Origin of the sequence: Micromonospora chalcea, assembly GCF_002926165.1 — a bacterium.
In the GTDB taxonomy this organism is placed as follows: domain Bacteria; phylum Actinomycetota; class Actinomycetes; order Mycobacteriales; family Micromonosporaceae; genus Micromonospora; species Micromonospora chalcea.
This window is the reverse complement of the sequence record NZ_MAGP01000013.1, coordinates 47,020-67,602: the sequence shown is the minus strand read 5'-3', so window position 1 is coordinate 67,602 and position 20,583 is coordinate 47,020. Positions and strand designations below refer to the sequence as shown.

Here is a 20,583-nt window from a genome sequence, read left to right as displayed (position 1 = left end):
CGCGCATCCACAGTCGGACCGGGGTCCGGGGCGCTGGCCGCCCCGGTCCGGTATGAGGACGTAGGAAGGCAGGCAGCGATGCTCGTCCACGACACGACAGCCACCGGCCGCTCCCAGGCGGAGGTCGACCAGATCCGGCAGTCCCTGCGGTCGCGGTACGACGAGCTGACCGCCGAGTACGAGCAGACGCTGGCGCAGAGCCACGTGCTGCGGCTGGTCGAGGTCGGCGACACCGCCGGCGACGACCAGGCCGACAGCGGCACCAAGACCGCCGAGCGGGACACTGCGCAGTCGCTGCTTCGCACCATCCTGGACCGGCGGGCGCAGTTCGAGCACGCGCTGACCCGCCTGGACGAGGGCACCTACGGCTTCTGCGAGGGCTGCACCGCCCCGATCCCGGTGGAGCGGCTGGAGATCTTCCCGTCCGCCACCTCCTGCGTGGCCTGCAAGCAGACCCGGGAGCGGCGGGCGGCCTGACGCCGATGCGGTTGCCGGTCGGTCCGCCGACGCGATGAACTCCTGCCATGGGTGAGATCAAGGTGGGCACCGCCTCGTGGACCGACCGGACCCTGCTCGACTCCGGCTGGTATCCGGACAGCGCCGACACGCCGGAGCGCCGGCTGTCCTACTACGCCCGGCAGTTCCCGCTGGTCGAGGTGGACGCCACCTACTACTCGCCGCCGGCCGAGCGCACCGCCCGGCTGTGGGCCGAACGCACCCCGGCCGGGTTCACGTTCAACGTCAAGGCGTTCAGCCTGCTGACCGGCCACCCCACCCGCGTCTCCGCGCTCTACAAGGACCTGCGCCCGGACACGGACAAGCGCAACGTCTACCCGGACGACCTGCCCGCGCAGGCGTACGAGGAGGTGTGGACGCGGTTCCTGTCCGCCCTGGACCCGCTCGTCGAGGCGGGCAAGCTGGGCGCGCTGCTGTTCCAGTTCCCGCCCTGGTTCACCATCAAGCGGGACAACAAGCAGTACCTGCTGGAGGTGGCCCGCCGGTGCGCGCCGTTGCGCCCGGTCTTCGAGTTCCGGCACGCCTCCTGGTTCGACGGCGACAACGCCGACGAGACGCTGGGCTTCCTGCGTGAGCACGCGCTGCCGTTCGTCTGCGTGGACATGCCGCAGGGACACAAGTCGTCCGTCCCGCCGGTGCTGGCCGCCACCGCGGACCTCGCGATGGTCCGCTTCCACGGGCACAGCGACAAGTGGACCAGCAAGGACATCCACGAGAAGTTCGGCTACGACTACTCGAAGCGGGAGCTGCGCGACTGGGCGCCGAAACTGCGCGAGCTGGCCGGCGAGGCCGAGCAGACACACGTCCTGATGAACAACTGCTATCGGGACTACGCGCAGCGCAACGCCCGTACCCTCGCCGACCTGCTGGACGCCTGAGCCGGCCTCACCCGCTCCGGGTGAGGCCGGCTCACCCGTCCGCGACGCAGCATGACCGTGGACGCGCTCCGCCGGCCGGGCGGAGGCGCCGCGACGAGGAGGTGGGTCATGACGGTACGGGTGGTGGCGGATCGACGCCGCGGTGGCGTACTGCACGTGGTCGGCAGCTCCGAGGCGCCTCGGCGGGCCGAACGGCCCGGCCGGTTCCGTCCGACCCGGTTGTGGCGGGGGCCCAGCGGACCGGCGCGCCGCGCCGAAGACCGACGCTGGGAGACCGACGCACGGGGGTGATCCCGATGGCCGAACAGATGTTGTCCGCGTTCGAGTCCTCGCTGGACAAGACGAACGTGATCCTCAAGGAGATCGAGTCCGCGTACGGCTGGCCCAAGGAGCAGCGCAACCAGTCCTACGCCGCGTTGCGTACGGTGCTGCACCTGCTGCGGGACCGGATGCCGGTGCAGGAGAGCGTCGAGTTCGCCCAGCAGTTGCCGGTGCTGGTGCGGGGCGTCTACTTCGACGGCTGGCAGCCGGAGAACGTGCCGATCAAGCTGAACCGCGACGACTTCCTGTACGAGGTGCGCCAGGGCTTCCCGTACGACGTCGAGGGCGGCGCGCAGCGGGTGGTGCAGGTCGTGCTGGACACGTTGCGCCGGCACGTCACCCAGGGCGAGTGGCAGGACGTGAAGTCCACCATGCCGAAGGATCTGCGTCAGCTCATTCCCTGACCCGGCGCCGGCCCGGCCCGTCCCGCCCCCTCGGCGGGGCGGGCCGACGGCGTCCCGACCAGGAACATCGCCGCGCCCTACTGAAGGTTGATCTGGAACACCTCGAACGTGGCGCCGAACCGCGCGCCGAGCCGGCGCCCGGCCGGCCGGGCCATGCCCTCCAGGAACTCCTCGGCGTCGAAACCGCCGTCGCCGAGTCCGGTCAGGTACGCCCCGTGCGCCCGCAGCGACGCCACGCCCTTGTCGAACGTGTCGGTCACGTCCACCCCGTGCCGGGCGGCCGGCGACCCGGCCGCCCACACCTCGCGGACCCGCGACCACGGCTGGATGCCGTCGGTGAGCTGCTCCGGGAAGATCCACCGGTTGCCGGCGTCGCGGACCGCGTCCAGCGTGGCCCGGCCGCAGGCGATGTGGTCGGCCTGGTTCAGCGCGTACGTCCCGTCCCAGGTCTCCCGGAAGTTGTTCGTCAGCACCACGTCCGGCCGGTGCCGGCGCACCGCGGCGGCGATGGCGCGGCGCAGCGGCACGCCGTACTCCAGCAGCCCGTCGGGCAGGCCGAGGAACTCGACCACTGACACCCCGACCACGGCGGCGGAGGCGCGCTGCTCCTCCTCGCGTACCACCCGGGCGCGCTCCGGCGTCATCCCGTCGATGCCCGCCTCGCCGCTGGTCAGCAGGCAGTAGACGACCTCCTTGCCCTGGGCGGTCCAGCGCGCCACCGCGGCGGCGGCGCCGAACTCCAGGTCGTCGGGGTGCGCCACCACTGCGAGCGCCCGCTGCCAGTCCTCGGCCAGTGGGGTGAGCGGCTCCGGCTGCGTCACGTGGACCTCCTCGCACGTCGTCCTTCCGTCATCCTGGCATCCGCCGGTCCCGGACGCTTGCCCCGCGAACCGTCCGTACGACGGTGTCCGGGCGTCTACGGTGTGGTTAGAGAAGATCGGGCGTGGGGTACCACCCGCTGCACACGGACCCCGGCACCACGCGGGGCGGCACACCGAGGGAGCACCCATGGCATTGAACGACGACGACATCCAGAGCAGCGGCGGCAGCGGCCTGGAGGGCCCCGCTGACGGCGGTGCCACCCCGGGGCAGCACGACGGTGGCGCGGACGGCGGCGCGGAGGGCCCGGCCGACGGCGGTGCGACTCCGGGTCAGCACGACGGTGGCGCGGACGGCGGCGCCGAGGGTCCCGCCGACGGCGGTGCGACTCCGGGTCAGCACGACGGTGGCGCCGACGGCAGCGCGGAGGGCCCGGCCGACGGCGGCGCGACGCCGGGTCAGCACGACGGCGGCGCCGACGGCAGCGCCTGACACATGAGCACGCACGTCGACCCGCCGGGTGGCCACGGCCGCCCGGCGGTTCCGCTTTCCGCCGCCGAGGCGCTTGCCCGGTGCGTAGCGGTGGAGCCGGCCAAGTTCGCCGCCGACCACTGGGGGCGCAGCCCGCTGCTGTCCCGCGCCGCGGAGCTGCCCAGCCCGGACGGCTTCACCGACCTGCTCAGCCCCGCCGACGCCGACGAGCTGCTCAGCCGCCGCGGCCTGCGTACTCCGTTCCTGCGGGTCGCCAAGGACGGCCGGCTCGTGCCGGCGGCGCGGTACACCGGCGGCGGTGGCGCGGGCGCCGAGATCGGGGACCAGGTCCTCGACGAGAAGGTGCTGGCGCTCTACGCCGACGGCGCGACGCTGGTGTTGCAGGGCCTGCACCGCACCTGGCCGGCGATCGTCGACTTCGCCCGCGACCTGGGCGCCGCGCTGGCCCAGCCGTTGCAGGTCAACGCCTACCTGACCCCGGCCGGCAGCCAGGGCTTCGCCACCCACTACGACACCCACGACGTGTTCGTGCTCCAGGTCGACGGGCGCAAGCACTGGCGCATCCACCCGCCGGTGCTGGCCGACCCGCTGGAGCGCCAGCCGTGGGGCGGCCGGGCCGACGAGGTCTCCGCGACCGCCGAAGGACGCCCCGAGCTGGACGTGGTGCTCTCTCCGGGCGACGCGCTCTACCTGCCGCGCGGCTGGCTGCACAGCGCCCAGGCGCAGGAGTCCAGCTCGCTGCACCTGACCGTGGGCATCCGGGCGCTGACCCGGTACGCGGTGGTCGAGGAACTGCTCGCGCTGGCCGCCGAGGACGCGCGGCTGCGCGCGAGCCTGCCGTTCGGGCTGGACCTGGCCGACCCGGACGCGATCGAGCCGGAGCTGACCGAGACCGTCGAGGCGCTGCGCGACTGGCTGCTGCGGGCCGACCCGGCGGCGGTCGCCGGCCGGCTGCGTGCCCGGGTCTGGCCGGCCGCCCGCCCGGCGCCGATCCGGCCGCTGGCCCAAGCCGAGGCGCTGGCCCGGCTGAACGCGGACAGCGAGGTCGCGGTGCGCGGCGGCCTGCGCTGGCAGCTCACCCCGGCCGCCGACGGACGGGTCACGCTGCGCGTGCCCGACCGCACGCTCACCCTGCCCGGCACCTGCGAGGCGGCGCTGCGCGCGCTGCTCACCGGCGAGGTGACGAGGGTCGGCGACCTGCCCGGCCTCGACGACGACGCCGACCGCCTGGTGCTGGCCCGCCGGCTGCTCAAGGAGGCAGTCCTGGTTCCCGCCTGACCCGATGATCATGAGGTTGACCGGCGGCGCGACGGCGTGTCGCGCCGCCAACCTCATGATCGGCGGCGGGTGAGGGGCGGCGGTCAGCGGGTGTAGGTCACCGTCAGCAGGAGCAGGGTCGTCGCCAGGCCGGAGACGGCCACCAGGATCATCGGGCGTGGGGTCAGCACCGCGTGGCGGCGGTCGGCCAGCAGCCGTGCGGGTGCCAGCCCGATCACCGGGCCGAGCAGCGTCACCACCAGCGCCAGCACCGGCAGACCCACCGCCAGGTCACCGCTGGCGCCGGCCGCCAGCGCTCGCGCCGCCACCCCCAGCGCGTACGCCACCAGCGCCCCGCCGATGCCGCAGGCGATCAGCAGCGGATTCACCGAGCCGGGCAGCTCACCCGGGGCGCCGGTGCGCTCCAGCAGGTCCCGGACCGCGCGCAGCAGCGGCACCGGGTCACCGGCGGCCCCGCGTACCGGGCCGGGCGGGTCACCCAGCCGCCGGGCGCCCACACCGAGCCGGGCCCGCAACTGCGTCCACAGGTGAGTGACCTCGCCGTCGACCCGCTCCACCATCCGGGACGCCTCGGCCACCTCCGTCTCGGCCTGCCGCACCTGCTCGGCGGCCTCGGTGACCGCCCGGTCCGCGGCGGCCACCTGCTGGTCGTACCAGGTGTGCGCCTCGGCCCGCTGGGCGGCCACCCGGGCGGTCAGCTCGGCGAGCCGGCGGATCTGCGCGCTGTACGTCTCACTGGTAACCGGTTCGTTCATCGGGACGGACCATAAGGGATGATCACCTGTCCGGTGCGGTGCACCGCCCGGTCGAAGTAGAGACCGCGCCACGGCCGGGGATACCAGTCCGGCCCGCCGCTGCCCGGATACAGCGAGGAGCCCAGCTCACCGCCCTGCACGTCGAGGGCCACCCAGGCGCCGATCTGATCCGTGCGCGCGCCCGCGCCGCCCAGGTCGGCCCGCATCCGGGCCACGCCCCGCCACCACGCCAGCACGTGCGTACGCCGTTCCGGCCCGTCGTGCAGGATCCGGCGCAGCTGCTCCAGCCCGGTGCGCGTACCGGCCTTGCCGGCCAGCGCCGCCGCGGCCGCGTCCACCGCGTACAGCAGCAGGAAGTGCGGGGTACGCGACGCGCCCGGCGCGCCCAGCCCGTCACCTGCCTCGGCCATCAGCTCCGGCACCGTCTCCTCGTCGTACCAGGAGGCGTCCCCGGCCAGGTCCTCGTAGAGCGCGCGGGCGGCCGGGTCGGCGTCCGGGTCCAGGCAGGCGATGGAGAAGCGGGCCGCGCCGGGCGGGTACTGCCGGGCCAGCGAGCGGGCGGCGGCGTCGAGCACCGCGCACGCCTCGTCCACCCGGGTGCCCAGCACCGCCAGGTTGCGGCCCGGGGCGCGGGGCAGCCGCAGCGCCGCCGAGCGGGCCTGCACGTCGATGATCTCGCCGAGCAGCGCCACCGGGTTGCGCGGGACGCCCTGCTCCGGCGCGGTCAGCGCGCGGAAGTCCGGCGCGTCGGCCAGCGTCGGGATCGCGTCGCCGTCGAACAGCCGGGCCGGCGCGGCGTCCTGCGGGCGCATCCGCCACAGCCGGTGCTGAAGCTCGCTCCACGTCTCCCAGTCGCTGGCCGACGGGATGCGGGCCACCTCGTTCCCCTCGGCCAGGCCCGACTCGGCGTTGATGACCGCGTGGTGGCGGGGCAGCGACTGCGCCGCGTCGTTGCGCTCGGCCAGGATGCGCAGCGCCTTCGGCAGCGCGATCCGCAGCGTGAACTGGGCGACCAGCGCGGGCCGCCCCCACAGCGCCTCGATGCCGCGTACGTCCTGCGAGGCGAGCACCAGGTGGATGCCCTGCGACCGGCCCCGCCGGGCCAGGTCCTCCAGCAGGTCGGCGGCCTCCCGGGCGACCACGTCCCGGCCGGCGAGCAGCGCCTGGAACTCGTCCACCACGGCCACGATGCGTGGCCAGTGCCCGTCCGGGTCCACCGCGCGCAGCTCGGCGAGCTTGGTGACCTCGTGCTTCTTCGCCGCGTCGGCGCGGCGGCGCAGCTCCTCGGCGAGGAAGCGCAGCAGCGCCAGGCCGAACTCCCGGTCGGTGTTGACGTTGATGCCGACCAGCCGCATGTGCGGCAGCCAGCTCGGGTCGCGCCGGCCCTGCGCGAACCGGGCGAAGGACACGCCCTCCTTGAAGTCCAGCAGATAGAACTCCAGCTCGGCGGGGGAGTAGCGGGCGGCGAGCGCGCCGATCCAGGCGAAGATCAGATTGGTCTTGCCGGTGCCGGACGGGCCGCCGATCAGCGCGTGCGGCGGGTAGTCGCCGAGCGTGAGCAGCACCTGCCGCCCGTGCGGGCCCTCGCCGACCGGCGCGCTGAGCCCGTGCGACGAGTCCTCCCGCCAGTACTCGTCCGGCGGCGGGAGCAGGTCGGTGAACGGCGTCGGGGGAGGGCCGGCGGCGACCCGGGAGGCAACCGCGCGGCAGGTCTCGGTGACCAGCGCGGGTGGCGGCGGCGCGTCGAGCCGCACCGGCAGCCCGGCCACCCGGGCGTCGTCCGGCTCGACCACGATCCGGGTGACGGTCGGGTCGCCTGGTAGCTCGATGCCGCGGACCACCAGGTGCACGCCGCACGCGGCGCCGGTGCGTACCACCCGGTCGAGCTGGCCGCGCTCGTGCCGGGACAGCTCGTCACCGCCGAGCAGCACCGCCACCCGCCACGGCTCCGGGCGGCGTCCGGTCGCGGCGGCCAGGTCGCGCAGCGAGGCGTACTCACCGGCCAGCACCGTGGCGTTGATCCGGCGGATCTGCTCCACCAGGTCGTCCAGCAGCCGGCCCAGGCCACCCGGTCCGACGAACGTGAGCAGCCCGGCGGTGCCGAGCGGGGCGAATCCGGCCAGCCCGCCGCCCAGGTGCTCCGGGTCGTAGCCGTACAGCCGCACCGCGCCCGGGTCCGCGCGGCCGACCGAGCGCAGCAGCAGCGCGGGCACCACCGCCGCGAGGCCGTCCCGGTCGCCGCCGGCCAGGTGCGCGTGCCCGGCGTCGAGCAGCGGGACCAGCGCCGGCACCGGCTCGGCGCCGTCCAGGCGTACCGTGCCCACCCGCAGCGCGCCGGGCGGCTCGGACCGGCCGGCGGGCGTGGCCTGCCAGCGGTCCCAGGGCGCGGACGCCGCGCCCGGCGCCTCCCGCTGCGCCGCGGCGGCGGCCCGGCGGGCCAGCTCCGCGAGGCGGGCGGTGTGCCGGGCGTCGATCTCGGCCAGGCGCCGGTCGCGGGCCGCGCCCACCCGGGCGGGCACTGCGGCGGCGGCTTTGCGGGTACGCGCCAGCCGCTCCCGGCTCGCGGTCAGTTCCGCCTCGGCGGCGGCGAGCCGGGTACGGGTGGCGCCCAGCGCCTCGGAGAGCATCCCCCGGACCCGCGTCACCAGTTGCGTGCGGACGTCAGCCACGGGACGTCTCCCGTTCGTCGGTGTCCTTCGGCAGGTCCCGGCCGAGCCGGTCGAGCAGCACCCCGGTGAGCACGCCGGCGGTGACCGCCGGGTCGGCCGCGTGCGGCTGCTCCGCGTCGTCGTCGCGGCGCGGCGGGGGCATCCGGCACACCCGGGTCAGCAGCGTGTCCAGCACCGGCCGCGGCAGGCCGGGCAGCAGGTCACGGACCCGGGACTCCAGCGCGCCGCGCAGCCGGGGCAGGTCGTCCGCGCGGGGCGGGTGGCCGAGCAGCTCACCGGCCAGCTCGCGCAGCAGCGGCGGGGCGATCGCGGCCAGCCCCAGCCCCACGTCGGCGTGCGCGCCGCGCAGGTCGCGGTGCAGGCGGTCCCGGTCACCGGAGCGGACCCCGGCGACCACCCGGCGCAGCAGCTCCCGGGAGTCCCCGACGCGCTCGTCCGGTTCGTCGGGCGATCCCTCCCGGCCGCCGGTCAGCTCCGCCACCCGTACCGCCCACCAGCGCCGTACCGCGGGTTGCTCGCCCGGCTCGGGCGCGGCGCCCGGCGCGGGCGGCGCCTCGCCGCGCGGCGTGTCGTGCTTGGGTGGCCGCTCGCCCGGCGGGGCCGGCGGCGCGCCGTCGGGGGCCAGCCCGATCGCGGCCAGGTACGCGGTGAGCTGCTCCTGCGCCACGCGCATCGCGTAGCCGGCGGTTTCGGCGTGCTCGGTGGCCGAGGACAGCTCCGGCACCCCCATCGGGTCGGCCGACTCCTGGCGTACCCAGCGCAGCCGCTCCTGCGCCTGGCCGAGCTTCTCCAGCGCGGCGGCGAGCTGGGCGAGGGGCAGGTCCTCGGCGGCGGCGCGGACCTGGGCGCCGATGTCCTCGACGATGGACACGGCCCGGCCTCAGAGCGTCGCGACGTAGAGTTGCGCCTGCTCGACCGCGACGAGTGTCGCGGCGAGACACTCCTCCAGCTCCTGGCTGGCCTGTGTCAGCGAGGCCTGGGCCGCCTCGACCGTCTCGTGGCCGCTGCCCTCCAGCGCGCCGGCCAGGGTCTGCTGTGCCTCGGCCAGCTTCTCGCCCGCTGCCTGCACCGCTGTCTGGCCGTCACCGATCTGCTGGAGCGCGACATCGATGGCGGCCTTCAGCTCGGCGACGCTCGCCACGGAACCTCCTGGGGGCAAAAGAGATCTCCATTACAACCCATCGGAACGAGTGGGCGAGCATCCACCCTCAGGCGGTTGTCGCCCGCGTGTCCGGTTGTGCCCCTGACGTGCGCGAAGACCTCGCCGCCGGTCCCGTCGGCGAGCCCGCCGGTCCCGTTGACGGAACCGGATGATCTAGCGGCCGAGCCAGCGCGGGCCGCGTACCTCCGCGCCGAGCGCGGTCACCCGCTCGCGCAGCTCCCGGTCGGCGGTGACCACCACCCGCCGCCGCTGCGGCGCGGCGGCCACCAGCTCCACCACCGTGTCGTCGCCGGAGGCGGGCGCGGACACCACCTCGACGCCGGGCGCCGAGGTGACGTGCCGGGCCGCGCCCTCCACCACCAGCACCACCTGCACCGGCGGGGGTAGCTCCGGCGGCAGGCCCGCCTCCCCGACGGACGCCAGCGCGTCGCGCAGGCGGGCGGCCGCGCCGGCCCGGTCCCGCCACCAGCCGTCCTGGCGCGAGCCCACCACGTTCGCGCCGTCCACGACCAGCAGCGGTCTGCTCTCCATGCCCTCAGCCTGCCATCCGGTCGCGTTTGTCGCGCCGACCGCCGGGTAGCCACCGCCGACCGTGCCGCGCGTGCCGGGTACCGGTCGTGCCGACCGACTGCGGAGGACGATGATGATGGGACCGGGTGACTTCGGCAACGACCCCTGGGACGAGTTCCTGGCCCGATACTTCGGCCGGGGCGAGGGGGGACGCCGACCGGCGCACCGGGTCGACATCACCCGACTGATGACCGCCGACGCCCGGGAGATGCTCGCCGACGCGGCCCGCCGGGCCGCCCAGAAGCACAGCAACGACCTGGACACCGACCACCTGCTCTGGGCGGCGTTGCAGCGCGAGCCGCTGCGCGACCTGGTACGCCGGGCCGGCGCCGACCCGGACACGCTCGTCAACGCGCTCGGCGGGCGGGGTGAGGGCGCGCCCCGGGGCGAGGTGCCGCCGAACCTGTCGCTGACCCCGGCCGCGAAGCGGGCGCTGCTGGACGCGCACCAGCTCTCCCGCGCGATGGGCGCCAACTACATCGGTCCCGAGCACATCCTGATGGCGCTGCCGCTGAACCCCGAGTCGCCGGCCGGCCGGATGCTCGCCGCCGGCCGGATCCAGCCGGAGTCGTTGCAGGCGGCCAGCGCCGAGCGGGGCGCGGCCGGCACGCCGCGCCCGGACCGCGGCACCCCCACCCTCGACCAGTACGGGCAGGACCTCACCGAGCTGGCCCGGATGGACCAGATCGACCCGGTGATCGGCCGCGCCGACGAGATCGAGCAGGCGGTGGAGATCCTGTCCCGGCGGACCAAGAACAACCCGGTGCTGATCGGCGAGGCCGGCGTCGGCAAGACCGCGATCGTGGAAGGGCTGGCGGAACGGATCTGCGACGGCGACGTGCCGCAGACGCTGATCGGCAAGCGGGTGATCCAGCTCGACCTGTCCGGCCTGGTCGCCGGCACCCGCTACCGGGGCGACTTCGAGGAACGCCTGAAGAAGGTGATCGACGAGATCCGCGCCCACCGCGACGAGCTGATCATCTTCCTGGACGAGATCCACACCCTGGTCGGCGCGGGCGGCGCCGGCAGCGAGGGCGGGATGGACGCGTCGAACATGCTCAAGCCGGCCCTGGCCCGCGGCGAGCTGCGGGTCATCGGCGCGACCACGCTCGACGAGTACCGGCGCAGCATCGAGAAGGACGCCGCGCTGGCCCGCCGGTTCCAGCCGGTGCTGGTGCCCGAGCCGAGCGTGGAGGACACCGTGGCGATCCTGCGCGGGCTGCGCGACCGGTACGAGGCGCACCACCAGGTCCGGTTCACCGACGAGGCGCTGATCGCCGCCGGTGAGCTGTCCGACCGGTACGTCACCGACCGGTTCCTGCCGGACAAGGCGATCGACCTGATCGACCAGGCCGGCGCGCGGGTGCGGCTGCGGACGCGCACTCCCGCCGAGGACGTGCGCGAGCTGGAGCAGCAGCTCGAGGACACGCGCCGGGACAAGGAACAGGCGGTCTCCGACGAGCAGTACGAGCGGGCCTCCGCGCTGCGCGACCGGGTCGCCGAGCTGGAGGACCAGGTGCGCCGCGCCCGCGGCGACGAGGGACCCAACCACGTGCCCGAGGTGGGGCCGACGGAGATCGCCGAGGTGGTCTCCCGGGCCACCGGCATCCCGGTCACCCAGCTCACCGAGGAGGAACGCGACCGGCTGCTGCGCCTGGAGGGGCACCTGCACGAGAAGATCATCGGCCAGGACGACGCGGTCAGCGCCGTCTCCGAGGCGGTGCGCCGCTCCCGTACCGGGCTGGCCGACCCGAACCGGCCGATGGGCAGCTTCCTGTTCCTCGGCCCGACCGGCGTCGGCAAGACCGAGCTGGCCCGCGCGCTGGCCGAGGCGCTGTTCGGCGAGGCGGACCGGATGGTCCGGGTGGACATGAGCGAGTTCCAGGAGCGGCACACGGTCAGCCGGCTGGTCGGCGCGCCGCCCGGGTACGTCGGCTACGAGGAGGCCGGCCAGCTCACCGAGGCGGTCCGCCGCCGCCCGTACGCGGTGGTGCTGCTGGACGAGATCGAGAAGGCACACCCGGACGTGTTCAACATCCTGCTCCAGGTGCTCGACGACGGCCGGCTCACCGACAGCCAGGGCCGGACGGTGAACTTCAAGAACACCGTGCTGATCATGACGAGCAACCTCGGCTCGGAGCTGATCACCGGCGCCCAGCGCACCGTCGGCTTCGCCAGCGGCGCGCCCGGCCAGCAGGAGAGCGACGAGCTGCGGGAACGGCTGATGCGCCGGCTCCAGGAGAACTTCCGCCCGGAGTTCCTCAACCGCATCGACGAGGTGATCATCTTCCAGCGGCTGGAGGCCGAGCAGCTGCGCCAGATCACCGGGCTGCTGCTGGAGGAGACCCGCCGCCGCATGCACGCCCAGGACATCCAGGTCGACTTCAGGACCGCCGGCGTGGACTGGCTCGCCGAGCACGGCTACCAGCCGGAGTTCGGCGCCCGCCCGCTGCGCCGGGTGATCCAGCGCGAGGTCGACAACCGGCTGTCCCGGATGCTGCTGGAGAACGAGATATCCCCGGGGCAGAAGGTCACCGTCGACGCCCGCGACGACCAGCTGGTATTCGACGTCACCGCCGGTGAACGCGGGCACGCGGCAGCCACCACGTCTCATCCCCGATGACCGGCGACGGTCCGTTCCCACGGGCCGGACCGCCTCGTCACCGACGGATCGAAAGGGCGGACATGACCGAACCCGAGGAGGTCCCCGACGGCGACATCGGGGCCGGTGAGCCGATCGAGGCGGCCCCGACGGCGAACCCGTCCCGAGTGCGGGTGCCGCCGGAGGGCCTGAAGCAGCACACACCGAACGAGGGCGAGCCGGCATCCGGGCCGCCGCCGGCAGAGGAGGCGTGATGGCACGCGAGGCGCGACTCGACCCCGAGGTCGAGGTGATCTGGGACGACTTCCACGCCGAGGTGAACGTGTCCTCCGAGACGCTGCGGCAGTGGCTGCTGACCCGCGGCTCGGGGGAGGAGGCGTTCGGCCCCGGCCCGGACCTCGACCTGCCCGAACCCGGCCGGCAGATCCTCGCCGTGCTGCGCAAGCGCAAGGTGGACCTCACGCCGGAGGACATCGAGGTGATGCGCGAGGCGATCACCCGGATCCGGGAGCTGACCGCGCAGCGGCCACGCCGGGGCAACGCCGACGACGAGTGGCGGCACGCCCTGCTCGACCTCGGCCACGACGTCCTGATCGAACGATGAGCCGGTACGCCGGCGCCCGGGCGGGTCACCCACCCGGGCGCCGGCGTCTACTCCGACTCCAGGCTGGGCAGCCGCAGCCCGGCCGCGTCCGCCGCGGCCAGCAGGTCGTCCCGGGCCCGCTCCGCACGGCTGAGCAGGTTGGCGTACTCGGTGACGTCGGCCGGGTCCGGCACTTCCGGCAGCCGTCGCAGGAACGCCTCCACCTCGGCGGCGGCGGTGGTGTGCGCGGTGGCCGCCTGACGCAGCAGCTCCCGCTGGTCGGCGGCCGGATACAGATCAGTCATGTCGCCGGTGTTACCCGGGTTCAGGCGATTCGCACCCCGCCGGTGCCGTTGGGCTGCACGCCGAACTCCGGGTGCGCCAGCAACCAGCCCAGATAGTCGGGATGGTTGGCCAGCGCGTCCGTGTACGCCGCCACCGCCGCCGCCAGCACCGGGTCGGCCACCGCGGCCGCCGGCACGTCCGGGTGCCAGCCGAGCAGCAGCCGCCAGCGCAGCGGCGAACCGGCCAGCCGCCGCGTGACCAGCCCGGCGACCGGCCGGAACGTGGCCTGGCACAACGCCACCGCCTCGCCCGCGTCCACCAGCTCCAGGGCGGCCCGCACGTCCGCCTCGTACACCTTCTTGGGGGTGAAGCCGGCGCGGGCGCACGCGGCGGCGAAGCAGTCGCCGAAGCAGCCGTCGCCCGGCGCGGCCACCCACCGCTCGTGACTCAGGTCGACCAGGTCGATCTCGGCGCGACCGGCCAGCGGGTGGCTCTGCGGCAGCAGCACGCAGATCGGCTCCACCGCCACCTCCCGCCAGCTCAGCCCGAACCCCGCCGACGGCGTCGAGTCGCCGCACACCCCGGTGAGGGCGAAGTCGAGCCGGCCGCCGGCCACCATCTGCGCCAGCTCGTCCACCGACCACGAGGCGTACGTGGTGATCTGCGCGTCCGGCCGCTCGGCGGCGAGCCGGTGCACCAGCCGGCCCATGATCGGGCTGTTCACCCCGCCGAAGCGGTAGCGGCGCAGCGGGTCGCCCGCGCCGGCCATCCGGGCCGCCTCGTCCCGCAGGCCCTTCATCGCCGGCAGCAGCACCCGCGCCCGGTCCAGCACCAGTTCGCCCAGCGCGGTCGGGCGGGCGCCGCGGCGGTCCCGTTCGAACAGCGGCCCGCCCAGCGCCCGTTCGATCCGCTGAAGCTGGGCGGTCAACGCCGGCTGGGCCAGGCCGAGCGCCGAGGCGGCCTTGGTGACGCTCCCCGTCTCCGCGATCGCGCAGACCACACGCAGGTGTCGCAGCTCCAGATCCATACCGTGACGGTAGGACCACGAACCGATACGCGAAAGGGGCGATCGGCTCAGCTCTGGCGGCGGTGTTCCAGGTCACTCAGCCGGGTACGCCGTCCGGAGACCGCGTCGCGCACCTTGTCGAGCACCCCGACCGCCGGCTCGACGATCTTGTTCCAGGGCGGGGTGGCCGGCGTGCCGGGGTGCGGCCGGGTCGGCGCCGCCTCCTCCGCGATCTCCCACCGGTTGCCCAGCCGGATCAGCTCCGCGTCGCTCGCCACCTCCCGCAACGGCGTGACCAGCGCGGCGACGCGGCTGACGTGCCGGCGCACCCGCTCGGCCACGTCGGCGACCGCCGGGTCGTCCGCGCCGGACAGCTCCTTGAGCGCGGTCAGCAGCCCGGCGTCGGCCTCGATCTCCCGCTCCACCAGCTCGACGGCGTCCGGCATGGCGGCCCGGGCCGCCGGGAACAGATACTGCTCCTCGGCCGACAGGTGCCGGGACACCGCGGCGGTCAGCACGTCCAGCACGTCGCGCCGCTCGGCCGCCGCCAGCGCCGCGTCGCTGACCCGGTCGGCCAGCCCCAGCAGCGCCCGGTGCTCGGTGTCCACGAGGTCGGCCACGCTTCGCCCACCCGGCCGGTACGCGTCGTCGGCGGCGGGCGGCAGCGGCGGCAGCGGGACGGTCATGGGGCCCTCCTCGTGACGGCCGGGGTCGATGTCCCGGGCGCCTCCGCCGGTACCCGGCCGGGAGATCCACGAAACCGCGGCGCGCACCGACGGCCGCGACGACCCCGCCTGCTGATATAAGGAAGCGATGACGAGCGACGCCCTCCCCGCCCGGCCCGACGCCACCGACGAGGTCGTGGACCTCTGCCGCGACCTGCTGCGCATCGACACCACGAACACCGGCGACAACGACACCAGCGTGGGGGAGCGGCGCGCCGCCGGGCACGAGGCGGAGAAGCTCGCCGAGGCCGGCGTCGACGCCGAGATCCACGAATCCGCCCCCGGCCGGGCGAACGTGGTCGCCCGCATCCCCGGCACCGAGCCGGGCCGCGACGCGCTGCTCGTGCACGGCCACCTCGACGTCGTACCCGCCGACCCGGACGAGTGGTCGGTGCACCCGTTCTCCGGCGAGATCCGCGACGGCTACCTGTGGGGCCGCGGCGCGATCGACATGAAGGACTTCGACGCCATGGTCCTCGCCGTGGTCCGCGGCTGGCAGCGCGCCGGCGTCCGGCCCCGGCGCGACATCGTGCTCGCGTTCACCGCCGACGAGGAAGCCGGCAGCGACTACGGCGCGCACTTCCTCACCCAGCGGCACCGCGACCTGTTCGACGGCTGCACCGAGGCGATCGGCGAGGTCGGCGGCTTCTCCTACTCCGTGGACGAGCAGCGCCGGCTCTACCTGATCGAGACCGCCGAGAAGGGCATCGACTGGCTGCGCCTGCACGCCAAGGGCCGGCCCGGCCACGGCTCGATGATGCACGACGACAACGCGGTCACCGCGCTGGCCGAGGCGGTCGCCCGGATCGGCCGGCACCGCTTCCCGGTGGTGATGACCGACACCGTACGCGCGTTCCTGGCCGAGGTGTCCGACGTGCTCGGCATCGAGATCGACCCGGACGACCCGGAGACCGCGATCGCCAAGCTCGGCCCGATCGCCAACATCATCGGCGCGACCATCCGCAACACCGCCAACCCGACCCGGCTGGCCGCCGGCTACAAGGACAACGTCATCCCCGGCCGGGCCACCGCCACCATCGACTGCCGCAGCCTGCCCGGGCAGAGCGAGGAGCTGGAACGGCAGCTGCGCGAGCTGGTCGGACCGGACATCGCCATCGAGTACGTCCAGCGCCAGCCGGCCCTGGAGACCACGTTCGACGGTGACCTGGTGGCGGGCATGTCGGCCGCGCTGCGCGCCGAGGACCCGGGCGCCCACTCGGTGCCGTACATGCTCTCCGGCGGCACCGACGCCAAGGCGTTCTCCCGGCTCGGCATCCGCTGCTTCGGTTTCGCGCCGCTGCGGCTGCCCGCCGACCTCAATTTCTCCGGCCTGTTCCACGGCATCGACGAGCGGGTTCCGCTGGACGGACTACAGTTCGGCGTGCGGGTTCTGGACCGCTTCCTGCGTACCTGCTGACCGCGCCCACAGCGGCGCCGTCGGCACGGAACCCTCCCCCCATCGCGAAGGGACTGCCACACATGACCGACCAGCACGGTGAGCTGGATGCCGCCCTCGAGCGGGTGATCGACGCCGCTCGCGCCCACCTGGCCGCCGTCCGGGCCGCTCAGGGCCGGATCGACGACGACGCCGTCTGGCAGGCGTACGTCGCGTTGAACAACGCCTCGTTCGCCTACGACGAGCAGCTGCTCGACGCGTTCGGCGAGGTGACGCCCTGGGACGTGGAGTCGATCGACCCGGACGAGGCCGACGAGCGCTTCGGCGCCGTGGAGGGCGGCGAGCCCACCGACCCGCACCCGCGGGTCATCTCGGTGCGGCAGCGGCGCGACTACCGGGTGCCGAGCGTCGCCGCGCTGCTGCGTGCCGCCGAGGCGGCCCGCCGCGACGGCACCCCGGAGGACGACGAGCCGGCCCCGGTGGAGGGCGTCGGCGAGGCGGTGCTGGAGCTGCTGCAGAGCGGCGACGGCTCGCTGTCCGCGCTGGACGTGCCGGAGCTGGAGCCGCTCGACGGCGTGGTCATGGTCAGCGAGGTCGGCACCCCGGTCGACCTGGAGTCGTTCGACGACGACGACCCGGTCGGGCCGTTCCAGCCCGCCGCCGACGACCGGCTGGTCGGCCGGCTCGACGAGCACCCGTTCATGGAGCTCGACGAGGAGCACGACCACGCGCACTAGGCCGTGCGCGTCCCCGGGGCCGCGCCGCGTCGCGCGGCCCCGGGGACGGGCCCGTCAGTACGACAGGCCCGGCTGCGGCTTGTTCACCAGGCGGCGCCGCAGCACCACCTGCCGCGTGCCGTCCCGGTAGAGCCGCACCCGGGCCAGCTCCCAACCGGAGAATTCGGCCTGGATCGCCAGCTGCGCCGCGGCGGTCAGCCGATCGACGTTCGAAGGCAACCGCAGCGGCGCGTATTCGTAGTCCATGCCCCTATGCTGCCCAGGTCGCGGGCCCTCCGCCACCCCCTGACGGTGACCCGGACCGCCCCGCCGCGGCTCAGCCGTCGCGCTCCGGGTAGCCCACCGGCACCGCCGACACGTCGTCCAGCGCCGTGACGATCTCCTCCGGCAGCGTCATCCGCTCCACCTGCAACGCGCCGAGCAGTTGCCCGACGGTCCGGGCGCCCAGGATCGGCGCGGCCACGCCGGGCCGGTCCCGCACCCAGGCCAGCGCCACCTCCAGCGGCGACACGCCGAGCCCGCCGGCCGCGATGGCGACCGCCTCCACGATGCTGGAGCAGCGCGGCTCCAGGTAGGTGGCGACGAACCGTTCGAAGTGCGGCGACACCGCCCGCGAGTCGGCCGGGCGGCCGTTGCGGTACTTGCCGGTCAGCACGCCCCGGCCCAGCGGCGACCAGGGCAGCACGCCCAGCCCCATCCCGGCGCAGGCGGGCAGCACCTCCCGCTCCACGCCGCGCTCCAGCAGCGAGTACTCCACCTGCGCGGCGACCACCGGGGCGCGCCCCGGCCAGGCGGCCTGCCAGGCGGCGGCGCGGGCGGTCTGCCAGCCGGAGAAGTTCGACACGCCGACGTAGCGGGCCTTCCCGCTCGACACGGCATGGTCGAGGGCCGAGAGCGTCTCCTCCAGCGGCGTGTCCGGGTCGTACCCGTGCACCTGCCACAGGTCGACGTGGTCGGTGCCCAGCCGGCGCAGCGAGGCGTCGAGCGTGCGCAGCAGGTGCCCGCGCGAGCCGTCCCGGCGGCGGCTGCCCGGCCGCAGCCCCGCCTTGGTGGCGATCAGCAGCTCGTCGCGGTCCACCAGGCTGCCCAGCAGCGAGCCGATCACCGATTCGGCGTCGCCGTCGGCGTACACGTCCGCGGTGTCGACGAGGTTGCCGCCCGCGTCGAGGAAACTCTTCAGCTGGGCGGCCGCGTCGTCGGCGTCGGTGTCGCGTCCCCAGGTCATGGTGCCGAGCGCGAGCCGCGATACCGCCAGCCCGCTTCGGCCGAGCGGTCGCTGTTGCATGCGTGAACCTTATTTCGAACCCGGCGTCACGGATATCCTCGCCGCAGTCAAGTTCCCGCGCGACATCAGACCGGTGTGACATGTTCGGGTGAGCCGGACGTCGAGGGCGCCACGCTCATTGCGTAACCTGATGCGACCTGTGGTGCGGATGGCGGGAGGATCAGTGCGACTCGGGCTCAACCTCGGATACCAAACGGCGTGGAGCACGCCGTTCGACCACCTGGCATTGGCCCAGGAGGCGGACCGGCTCGGCTACTCGGTGGTGTGGGCCGCGGAGGCGTACGGCTCGGACTCGCCGAGCATCCTGTCCTGGATCGCCGGACAGACGGAGCGGATCGACGTCGGGTCGGCGGTCATGCAGATCCCGGCCCGCTCGCCCGCCATGACCGCGATGACCGCGGCGACCATCGACACGATCTCCGGCGGCCGGTTCCGGCTCGGCCTGGGCGTGTCCGGCCCGCAGGTCTCGGAGGGCTGGCACGGCGTGCGGTTCGCCAAGCCGCTGGCCCGCACCCGGGAGTACGTGGACATCGTCAAGCTGGCGGTCGCCCGCAAGGAGGTCGCGTACGACGGCGAGCACTACACGCTGCCGCTGCCGGACGGCCCGGGCAAGGCGCTGCGGCTGGGCTTCCACCCGCCGCGCGAGCACATCCCGATCTACCTGGCCGCCGTCGGCCCGAAGAACCTGGAGCTGGCCGGCGAGATCGCCGACGGCTGGCTGGCCGTCTTCTACTCCCCGGAGTTCGCCGAGGAGCACCTCGCCTCGGTCCGGGCTGGCCGCGCCGCCGCCGGCAAGGAACTGGCCGGCTTCGACGTGGTGCCGTCCGTGCCGGTGGTGGTCGGCGACGACGTCGCCACCTGCGCCGAGCTGGTCCGCTGGTACGCCGCGCTGTACGTCGGCGGCATGGGCAGCCGCAAGCAGAACTTCTACAACCAGCTCGCCACCCGGATGGGCTACGGCGACGCGGCCCGCGAGGTCCAGGACCTCTACCTGGCCAAGCGGCAGCGCGACGCGGCCGCCGCCGTACCGATGGAGTTCATCGACCGCACCTCGCTGCTCGGCCCGAAGGAGCGCATCGCCGAGCGCATGCGGGAGTACGCCGCCGCGGGCGTGACCACGCTGTCGGTGTCGCTGTTCGTGGCCGACCGGGAGAGCGGGGTGCAGACCCTGCGGACCGTCGCCGAGGCGCTGGAGCTGTCCGGAGTCGGGGAGTGACCTGGATCGAGGCCATCGTCCTGGGCCTGGTCCAGGGGCTGACCGAGTTCCTTCCGGTGTCCTCGTCCGGGCACCTGCGGATCACCTCGGAGCTGTTCTTCGGCCGGGACGCGGGCGCGTCGTTCACCGCGGTGACCCAGCTCGGCACCGAGGCCGCCGTCCTGATCTACTTCGCCAAGGACATCTGGCGGATCGTCCGCACCTGGTGCCTGGGCCTGTTCGACCGCTCGGTGCGCTCCAGCCTCGACTACCGCATGGGCTGGTACGTCATCGTCGGCACCATCCCGATCGGCATCTTCGGACTGATCTTCAAGGACCAGATCCGCACCGCCGGCCGCAACCTCTGGCTGATCTCCTGCACGCTGATCATCGGCGCGGTACTGCTCGCCTTCGCCGAGTACTGGGGCCGGCAGACCCGTACGCTGGAGAACTTCCGGATGCGCGACGGCGTGGTGATGGGCTTCGCCCAGGCCGCGGCGCTCGTACCAGGCGTGTCCCGCTCCGGCGGCACGCTGACCGCGGGCCTGCTGCTCAACCTGACCCGGGAGACCGCGGCCCGCTACTCGTTCCTGCTGGCCATCCCGGCCGTGGTGATCTCCGGCGTGTTCAGCCTGCCGGACGTCTTCGAGCCGTCCGCGCCCGGCACCGCCGCGCCGAGCGTGGCGCAGATGGTGGTGGCGACGCTGATCGCGTTCGCCGTCGGGTACGCGGCCATCGCCTGGCTGCTGCGCTACGTCGCACACCACACGCTGTACGTCTTCGTGCTCTACCGGGTCGCGCTGGGCAGCCTGGTGATCTGCCTGCTGGCCACCGGCACGATCAGCGCCACCTGACGCTGTCATGCGAAAGGCCGGCACCCGATGTTCGGGGTGCCGGCCTTTCGC

The 20,583-nt window shown here is 74.3% G+C and carries 23 protein-coding genes; 12 read left to right on the top strand and 11 right to left on the bottom strand.

Annotated features, from left to right (window positions below; all coding sequences use genetic code 11):
* The first annotated feature begins 78 nt into the window (after positions 1–78).
* From BAW75_RS02780 to BAW75_RS02765, 3 genes are all read left to right on the top strand, one after another.
* Positions 79–477 carry a TraR/DksA family transcriptional regulator gene (locus BAW75_RS02780; RefSeq protein ID WP_043324464.1) on the top strand — a complete coding sequence of 133 codons (399 nt, stop codon included), beginning with the start codon at positions 79–81 and terminating at the stop codon, positions 475–477.
* Between the two features lie 47 nt (positions 478–524).
* Positions 525–1,394: a DUF72 domain-containing protein gene (locus BAW75_RS02775; protein WP_104112508.1), complete on the top strand. Its 870-nt coding sequence runs from the start codon at positions 525–527 to the stop codon at positions 1,392–1,394.
* 296 nt (positions 1,395–1,690) lie between these two features.
* Entirely contained in the window at positions 1,691–2,119 is a 429-nt protein-coding gene (locus BAW75_RS02765) for a DUF2267 domain-containing protein (protein WP_064446508.1), read from the top strand.
* Positions 2,120–2,196: 77 nt separating this feature from the next.
* Here BAW75_RS02765 and BAW75_RS02760 read toward each other — a convergent pair whose 3' ends face one another.
* Complete coding sequence (locus BAW75_RS02760) at positions 2,197–2,940, bottom strand: PIG-L deacetylase family protein (RefSeq protein ID WP_104112506.1); 744 nt, start codon at positions 2,938–2,940, stop codon at positions 2,197–2,199.
* A 187-nt stretch (positions 2,941–3,127) separates the two neighbouring features.
* On the opposite strand from BAW75_RS02760, the gene BAW75_RS02755 reads away from it, so the two are divergent.
* Complete coding sequence (locus tag BAW75_RS02755; RefSeq protein WP_026268594.1) at positions 3,128–3,430, top strand: hypothetical protein; 303 nt, start codon at positions 3,128–3,130, stop codon at positions 3,428–3,430.
* A 3-nt stretch (positions 3,431–3,433) separates the two neighbouring features.
* Positions 3,434–4,708, top strand: coding sequence for a cupin domain-containing protein (locus BAW75_RS02750; RefSeq protein ID WP_104112505.1), 1,275 nt, complete (start codon positions 3,434–3,436; stop codon positions 4,706–4,708).
* A gap of 83 nt (positions 4,709–4,791) precedes the next feature.
* Here BAW75_RS02750 and BAW75_RS02745 read toward each other — a convergent pair whose 3' ends face one another.
* The 5 genes from BAW75_RS02745 to BAW75_RS02725 all read right to left on the bottom strand — a co-directional run bounded on the left by BAW75_RS02745 (position 4,792) and on the right by BAW75_RS02725 (position 9,825).
* The gene (locus BAW75_RS02745; RefSeq protein ID WP_104112504.1) at positions 4,792–5,463 is read right to left on the bottom strand and encodes an intermediate filament family protein; all 672 of its coding nucleotides are present in this window, start codon (positions 5,461–5,463) and stop codon (positions 4,792–4,794) included.
* Positions 5,460–8,132, bottom strand: a complete 2,673-nt coding sequence (locus BAW75_RS02740) for an FtsK/SpoIIIE domain-containing protein (protein WP_104112503.1) — start codon at positions 8,130–8,132, stop codon at positions 5,460–5,462. Before BAW75_RS02740 ends, BAW75_RS02745 begins: the two co-directional genes overlap by 4 nt.
* Complete coding sequence (locus tag BAW75_RS02735) at positions 8,125–9,003, bottom strand: hypothetical protein (RefSeq protein WP_104112502.1); 879 nt, start codon at positions 9,001–9,003, stop codon at positions 8,125–8,127. The genes BAW75_RS02740 and BAW75_RS02735 overlap by 8 nt, the downstream gene beginning before the upstream one ends.
* A 9-nt stretch (positions 9,004–9,012) precedes the next feature.
* Complete coding sequence (locus BAW75_RS02730; RefSeq protein ID WP_030504016.1) at positions 9,013–9,273, bottom strand: hypothetical protein; 261 nt, start codon at positions 9,271–9,273, stop codon at positions 9,013–9,015.
* Positions 9,274–9,447: 174 nt separating this feature from the next.
* Positions 9,448–9,825 (bottom strand): hypothetical protein, encoded by a 378-nt coding sequence (locus tag BAW75_RS02725; protein WP_104112501.1) that lies wholly within the window; start codon positions 9,823–9,825, stop codon positions 9,448–9,450.
* Between the two features lie 112 nt (positions 9,826–9,937).
* Here BAW75_RS02725 and BAW75_RS02720 point away from each other — a divergent pair, with 112 nt between their 5' ends.
* The 3 genes from BAW75_RS02720 (at position 9,938) to BAW75_RS02715 (ending at position 13,070) form a co-directional block, all read left to right on the top strand.
* A complete protein-coding gene (locus BAW75_RS02720) occupies positions 9,938–12,487 on the top strand; it encodes an ATP-dependent Clp protease ATP-binding subunit (RefSeq protein ID WP_104112539.1) in 2,550 nt (849 codons plus the stop codon).
* Positions 12,488–12,549: 62 nt separating this feature from the next.
* The gene (locus tag BAW75_RS32210; RefSeq protein WP_166456064.1) at positions 12,550–12,720 is read left to right on the top strand and encodes a hypothetical protein; all 171 of its coding nucleotides are present in this window, start codon (positions 12,550–12,552) and stop codon (positions 12,718–12,720) included.
* A complete protein-coding gene (locus BAW75_RS02715; protein ID WP_043324444.1) occupies positions 12,720–13,070 on the top strand; it encodes a DUF3140 domain-containing protein in 351 nt (116 codons plus the stop codon). The genes BAW75_RS32210 and BAW75_RS02715 overlap by 1 nt, the downstream gene beginning before the upstream one ends.
* A gap of 47 nt (positions 13,071–13,117) precedes the next feature.
* Here the strand turns inward: BAW75_RS02715 and BAW75_RS02710 are convergent, their stop codons facing one another.
* From BAW75_RS02710 to BAW75_RS02700, 3 genes are read right to left on the bottom strand one after another with little or no spacing between them, the layout of a single operon-like run.
* Positions 13,118–13,354, bottom strand: a complete 237-nt coding sequence (locus BAW75_RS02710; RefSeq protein WP_043324442.1) for a hypothetical protein — start codon at positions 13,352–13,354, stop codon at positions 13,118–13,120.
* 20 nt (positions 13,355–13,374) lie between these two features.
* On the bottom strand, positions 13,375–14,361 hold the full coding sequence (locus BAW75_RS02705; RefSeq protein ID WP_104112500.1) for a LysR family transcriptional regulator: 987 nt from the start codon (positions 14,359–14,361) through the stop codon (positions 13,375–13,377).
* A 47-nt stretch (positions 14,362–14,408) separates the two neighbouring features.
* Positions 14,409–15,026, bottom strand: coding sequence for a hemerythrin domain-containing protein (locus tag BAW75_RS02700; protein ID WP_104112499.1), 618 nt, complete (start codon positions 15,024–15,026; stop codon positions 14,409–14,411).
* A 127-nt stretch (positions 15,027–15,153) separates the two neighbouring features.
* Here BAW75_RS02700 and BAW75_RS02695 point away from each other — a divergent pair, with 127 nt between their 5' ends.
* Positions 15,154–16,482, top strand: coding sequence for a M20/M25/M40 family metallo-hydrolase (locus BAW75_RS02695; RefSeq protein WP_104112498.1), 1,329 nt, complete (start codon positions 15,154–15,156; stop codon positions 16,480–16,482).
* Positions 16,483–16,544: 62 nt separating this feature from the next.
* The gene (locus tag BAW75_RS02690; RefSeq protein ID WP_030504008.1) at positions 16,545–17,198 is read left to right on the top strand and encodes a hypothetical protein; all 654 of its coding nucleotides are present in this window, start codon (positions 16,545–16,547) and stop codon (positions 17,196–17,198) included.
* Between the two features lie 54 nt (positions 17,199–17,252).
* On the opposite strand, the gene BAW75_RS02685 is transcribed toward BAW75_RS02690, so the two are convergent.
* Both BAW75_RS02685 and BAW75_RS02680 read right to left on the bottom strand, forming a co-directional pair.
* Positions 17,253–17,444 (bottom strand): DUF5703 family protein, encoded by a 192-nt coding sequence (locus BAW75_RS02685; protein ID WP_043324435.1) that lies wholly within the window; start codon positions 17,442–17,444, stop codon positions 17,253–17,255.
* A 70-nt stretch (positions 17,445–17,514) separates the two neighbouring features.
* Positions 17,515–18,483: an aldo/keto reductase gene (locus tag BAW75_RS02680; RefSeq protein ID WP_104112497.1), complete on the bottom strand. Its 969-nt coding sequence runs from the start codon at positions 18,481–18,483 to the stop codon at positions 17,515–17,517.
* 163 nt (positions 18,484–18,646) lie between these two features.
* On the opposite strand from BAW75_RS02680, the gene BAW75_RS02675 reads away from it, so the two are divergent.
* Positions 18,647–19,699 carry an LLM class F420-dependent oxidoreductase gene (locus BAW75_RS02675; protein ID WP_043324433.1) on the top strand — a complete coding sequence of 351 codons (1,053 nt, stop codon included), beginning with the start codon at positions 18,647–18,649 and terminating at the stop codon, positions 19,697–19,699.
* On the top strand, positions 19,696–20,532 hold the full coding sequence (locus BAW75_RS02670; RefSeq protein ID WP_043324430.1) for an undecaprenyl-diphosphate phosphatase: 837 nt from the start codon (positions 19,696–19,698) through the stop codon (positions 20,530–20,532). Before BAW75_RS02675 ends, BAW75_RS02670 begins: the two co-directional genes overlap by 4 nt.
* Positions 20,533–20,583 lie beyond the last annotated feature (51 nt).

Bases quoted from the DNA above. Each gene is read 5' to 3' on its own strand.
- BAW75_RS02780 (WP_043324464.1), top strand. From the start codon at position 79: ATGCTCGTCCACGACACGACAGCCACCGGCCGCTCCCAGGCGGAGGTC.
- BAW75_RS02775 (WP_104112508.1), top strand. From the start codon at position 525: ATGGGTGAGATCAAGGTGGGCACCGCCTCGTGGACCGACCGGACCCTG.
- BAW75_RS02765 (WP_064446508.1), top strand. From the start codon at position 1,691: ATGGCCGAACAGATGTTGTCCGCGTTCGAGTCCTCGCTGGACAAGACG.
- BAW75_RS02755 (WP_026268594.1), top strand. From the start codon at position 3,128: ATGGCATTGAACGACGACGACATCCAGAGCAGCGGCGGCAGCGGCCTG.
- BAW75_RS02750 (WP_104112505.1), top strand. From the start codon at position 3,434: ATGAGCACGCACGTCGACCCGCCGGGTGGCCACGGCCGCCCGGCGGTT.
- BAW75_RS02745 (WP_104112504.1), bottom strand. From the start codon at position 5,463: ATGAACGAACCGGTTACCAGTGAGACGTACAGCGCGCAGATCCGCCGG.
- BAW75_RS02725 (WP_104112501.1), bottom strand. From the start codon at position 9,825: ATGGAGAGCAGACCGCTGCTGGTCGTGGACGGCGCGAACGTGGTGGGC.
- BAW75_RS02720 (WP_104112539.1), top strand. From the start codon at position 9,938: ATGATGGGACCGGGTGACTTCGGCAACGACCCCTGGGACGAGTTCCTG.
- BAW75_RS32210 (WP_166456064.1), top strand. From the start codon at position 12,550: ATGACCGAACCCGAGGAGGTCCCCGACGGCGACATCGGGGCCGGTGAG.
- BAW75_RS02715 (WP_043324444.1), top strand. From the start codon at position 12,720: ATGGCACGCGAGGCGCGACTCGACCCCGAGGTCGAGGTGATCTGGGAC.
- BAW75_RS02710 (WP_043324442.1), bottom strand. From the start codon at position 13,354: ATGACTGATCTGTATCCGGCCGCCGACCAGCGGGAGCTGCTGCGTCAG.
- BAW75_RS02705 (WP_104112500.1), bottom strand. From the start codon at position 14,361: ATGGATCTGGAGCTGCGACACCTGCGTGTGGTCTGCGCGATCGCGGAG.
- BAW75_RS02700 (WP_104112499.1), bottom strand. From the start codon at position 15,026: ATGACCGTCCCGCTGCCGCCGCTGCCGCCCGCCGCCGACGACGCGTAC.
- BAW75_RS02695 (WP_104112498.1), top strand. From the start codon at position 15,154: ATGACGAGCGACGCCCTCCCCGCCCGGCCCGACGCCACCGACGAGGTC.
- BAW75_RS02690 (WP_030504008.1), top strand. From the start codon at position 16,545: ATGACCGACCAGCACGGTGAGCTGGATGCCGCCCTCGAGCGGGTGATC.
- BAW75_RS02685 (WP_043324435.1), bottom strand. From the start codon at position 17,444: ATGGACTACGAATACGCGCCGCTGCGGTTGCCTTCGAACGTCGATCGG.
- BAW75_RS02680 (WP_104112497.1), bottom strand. From the start codon at position 18,483: ATGCAACAGCGACCGCTCGGCCGAAGCGGGCTGGCGGTATCGCGGCTC.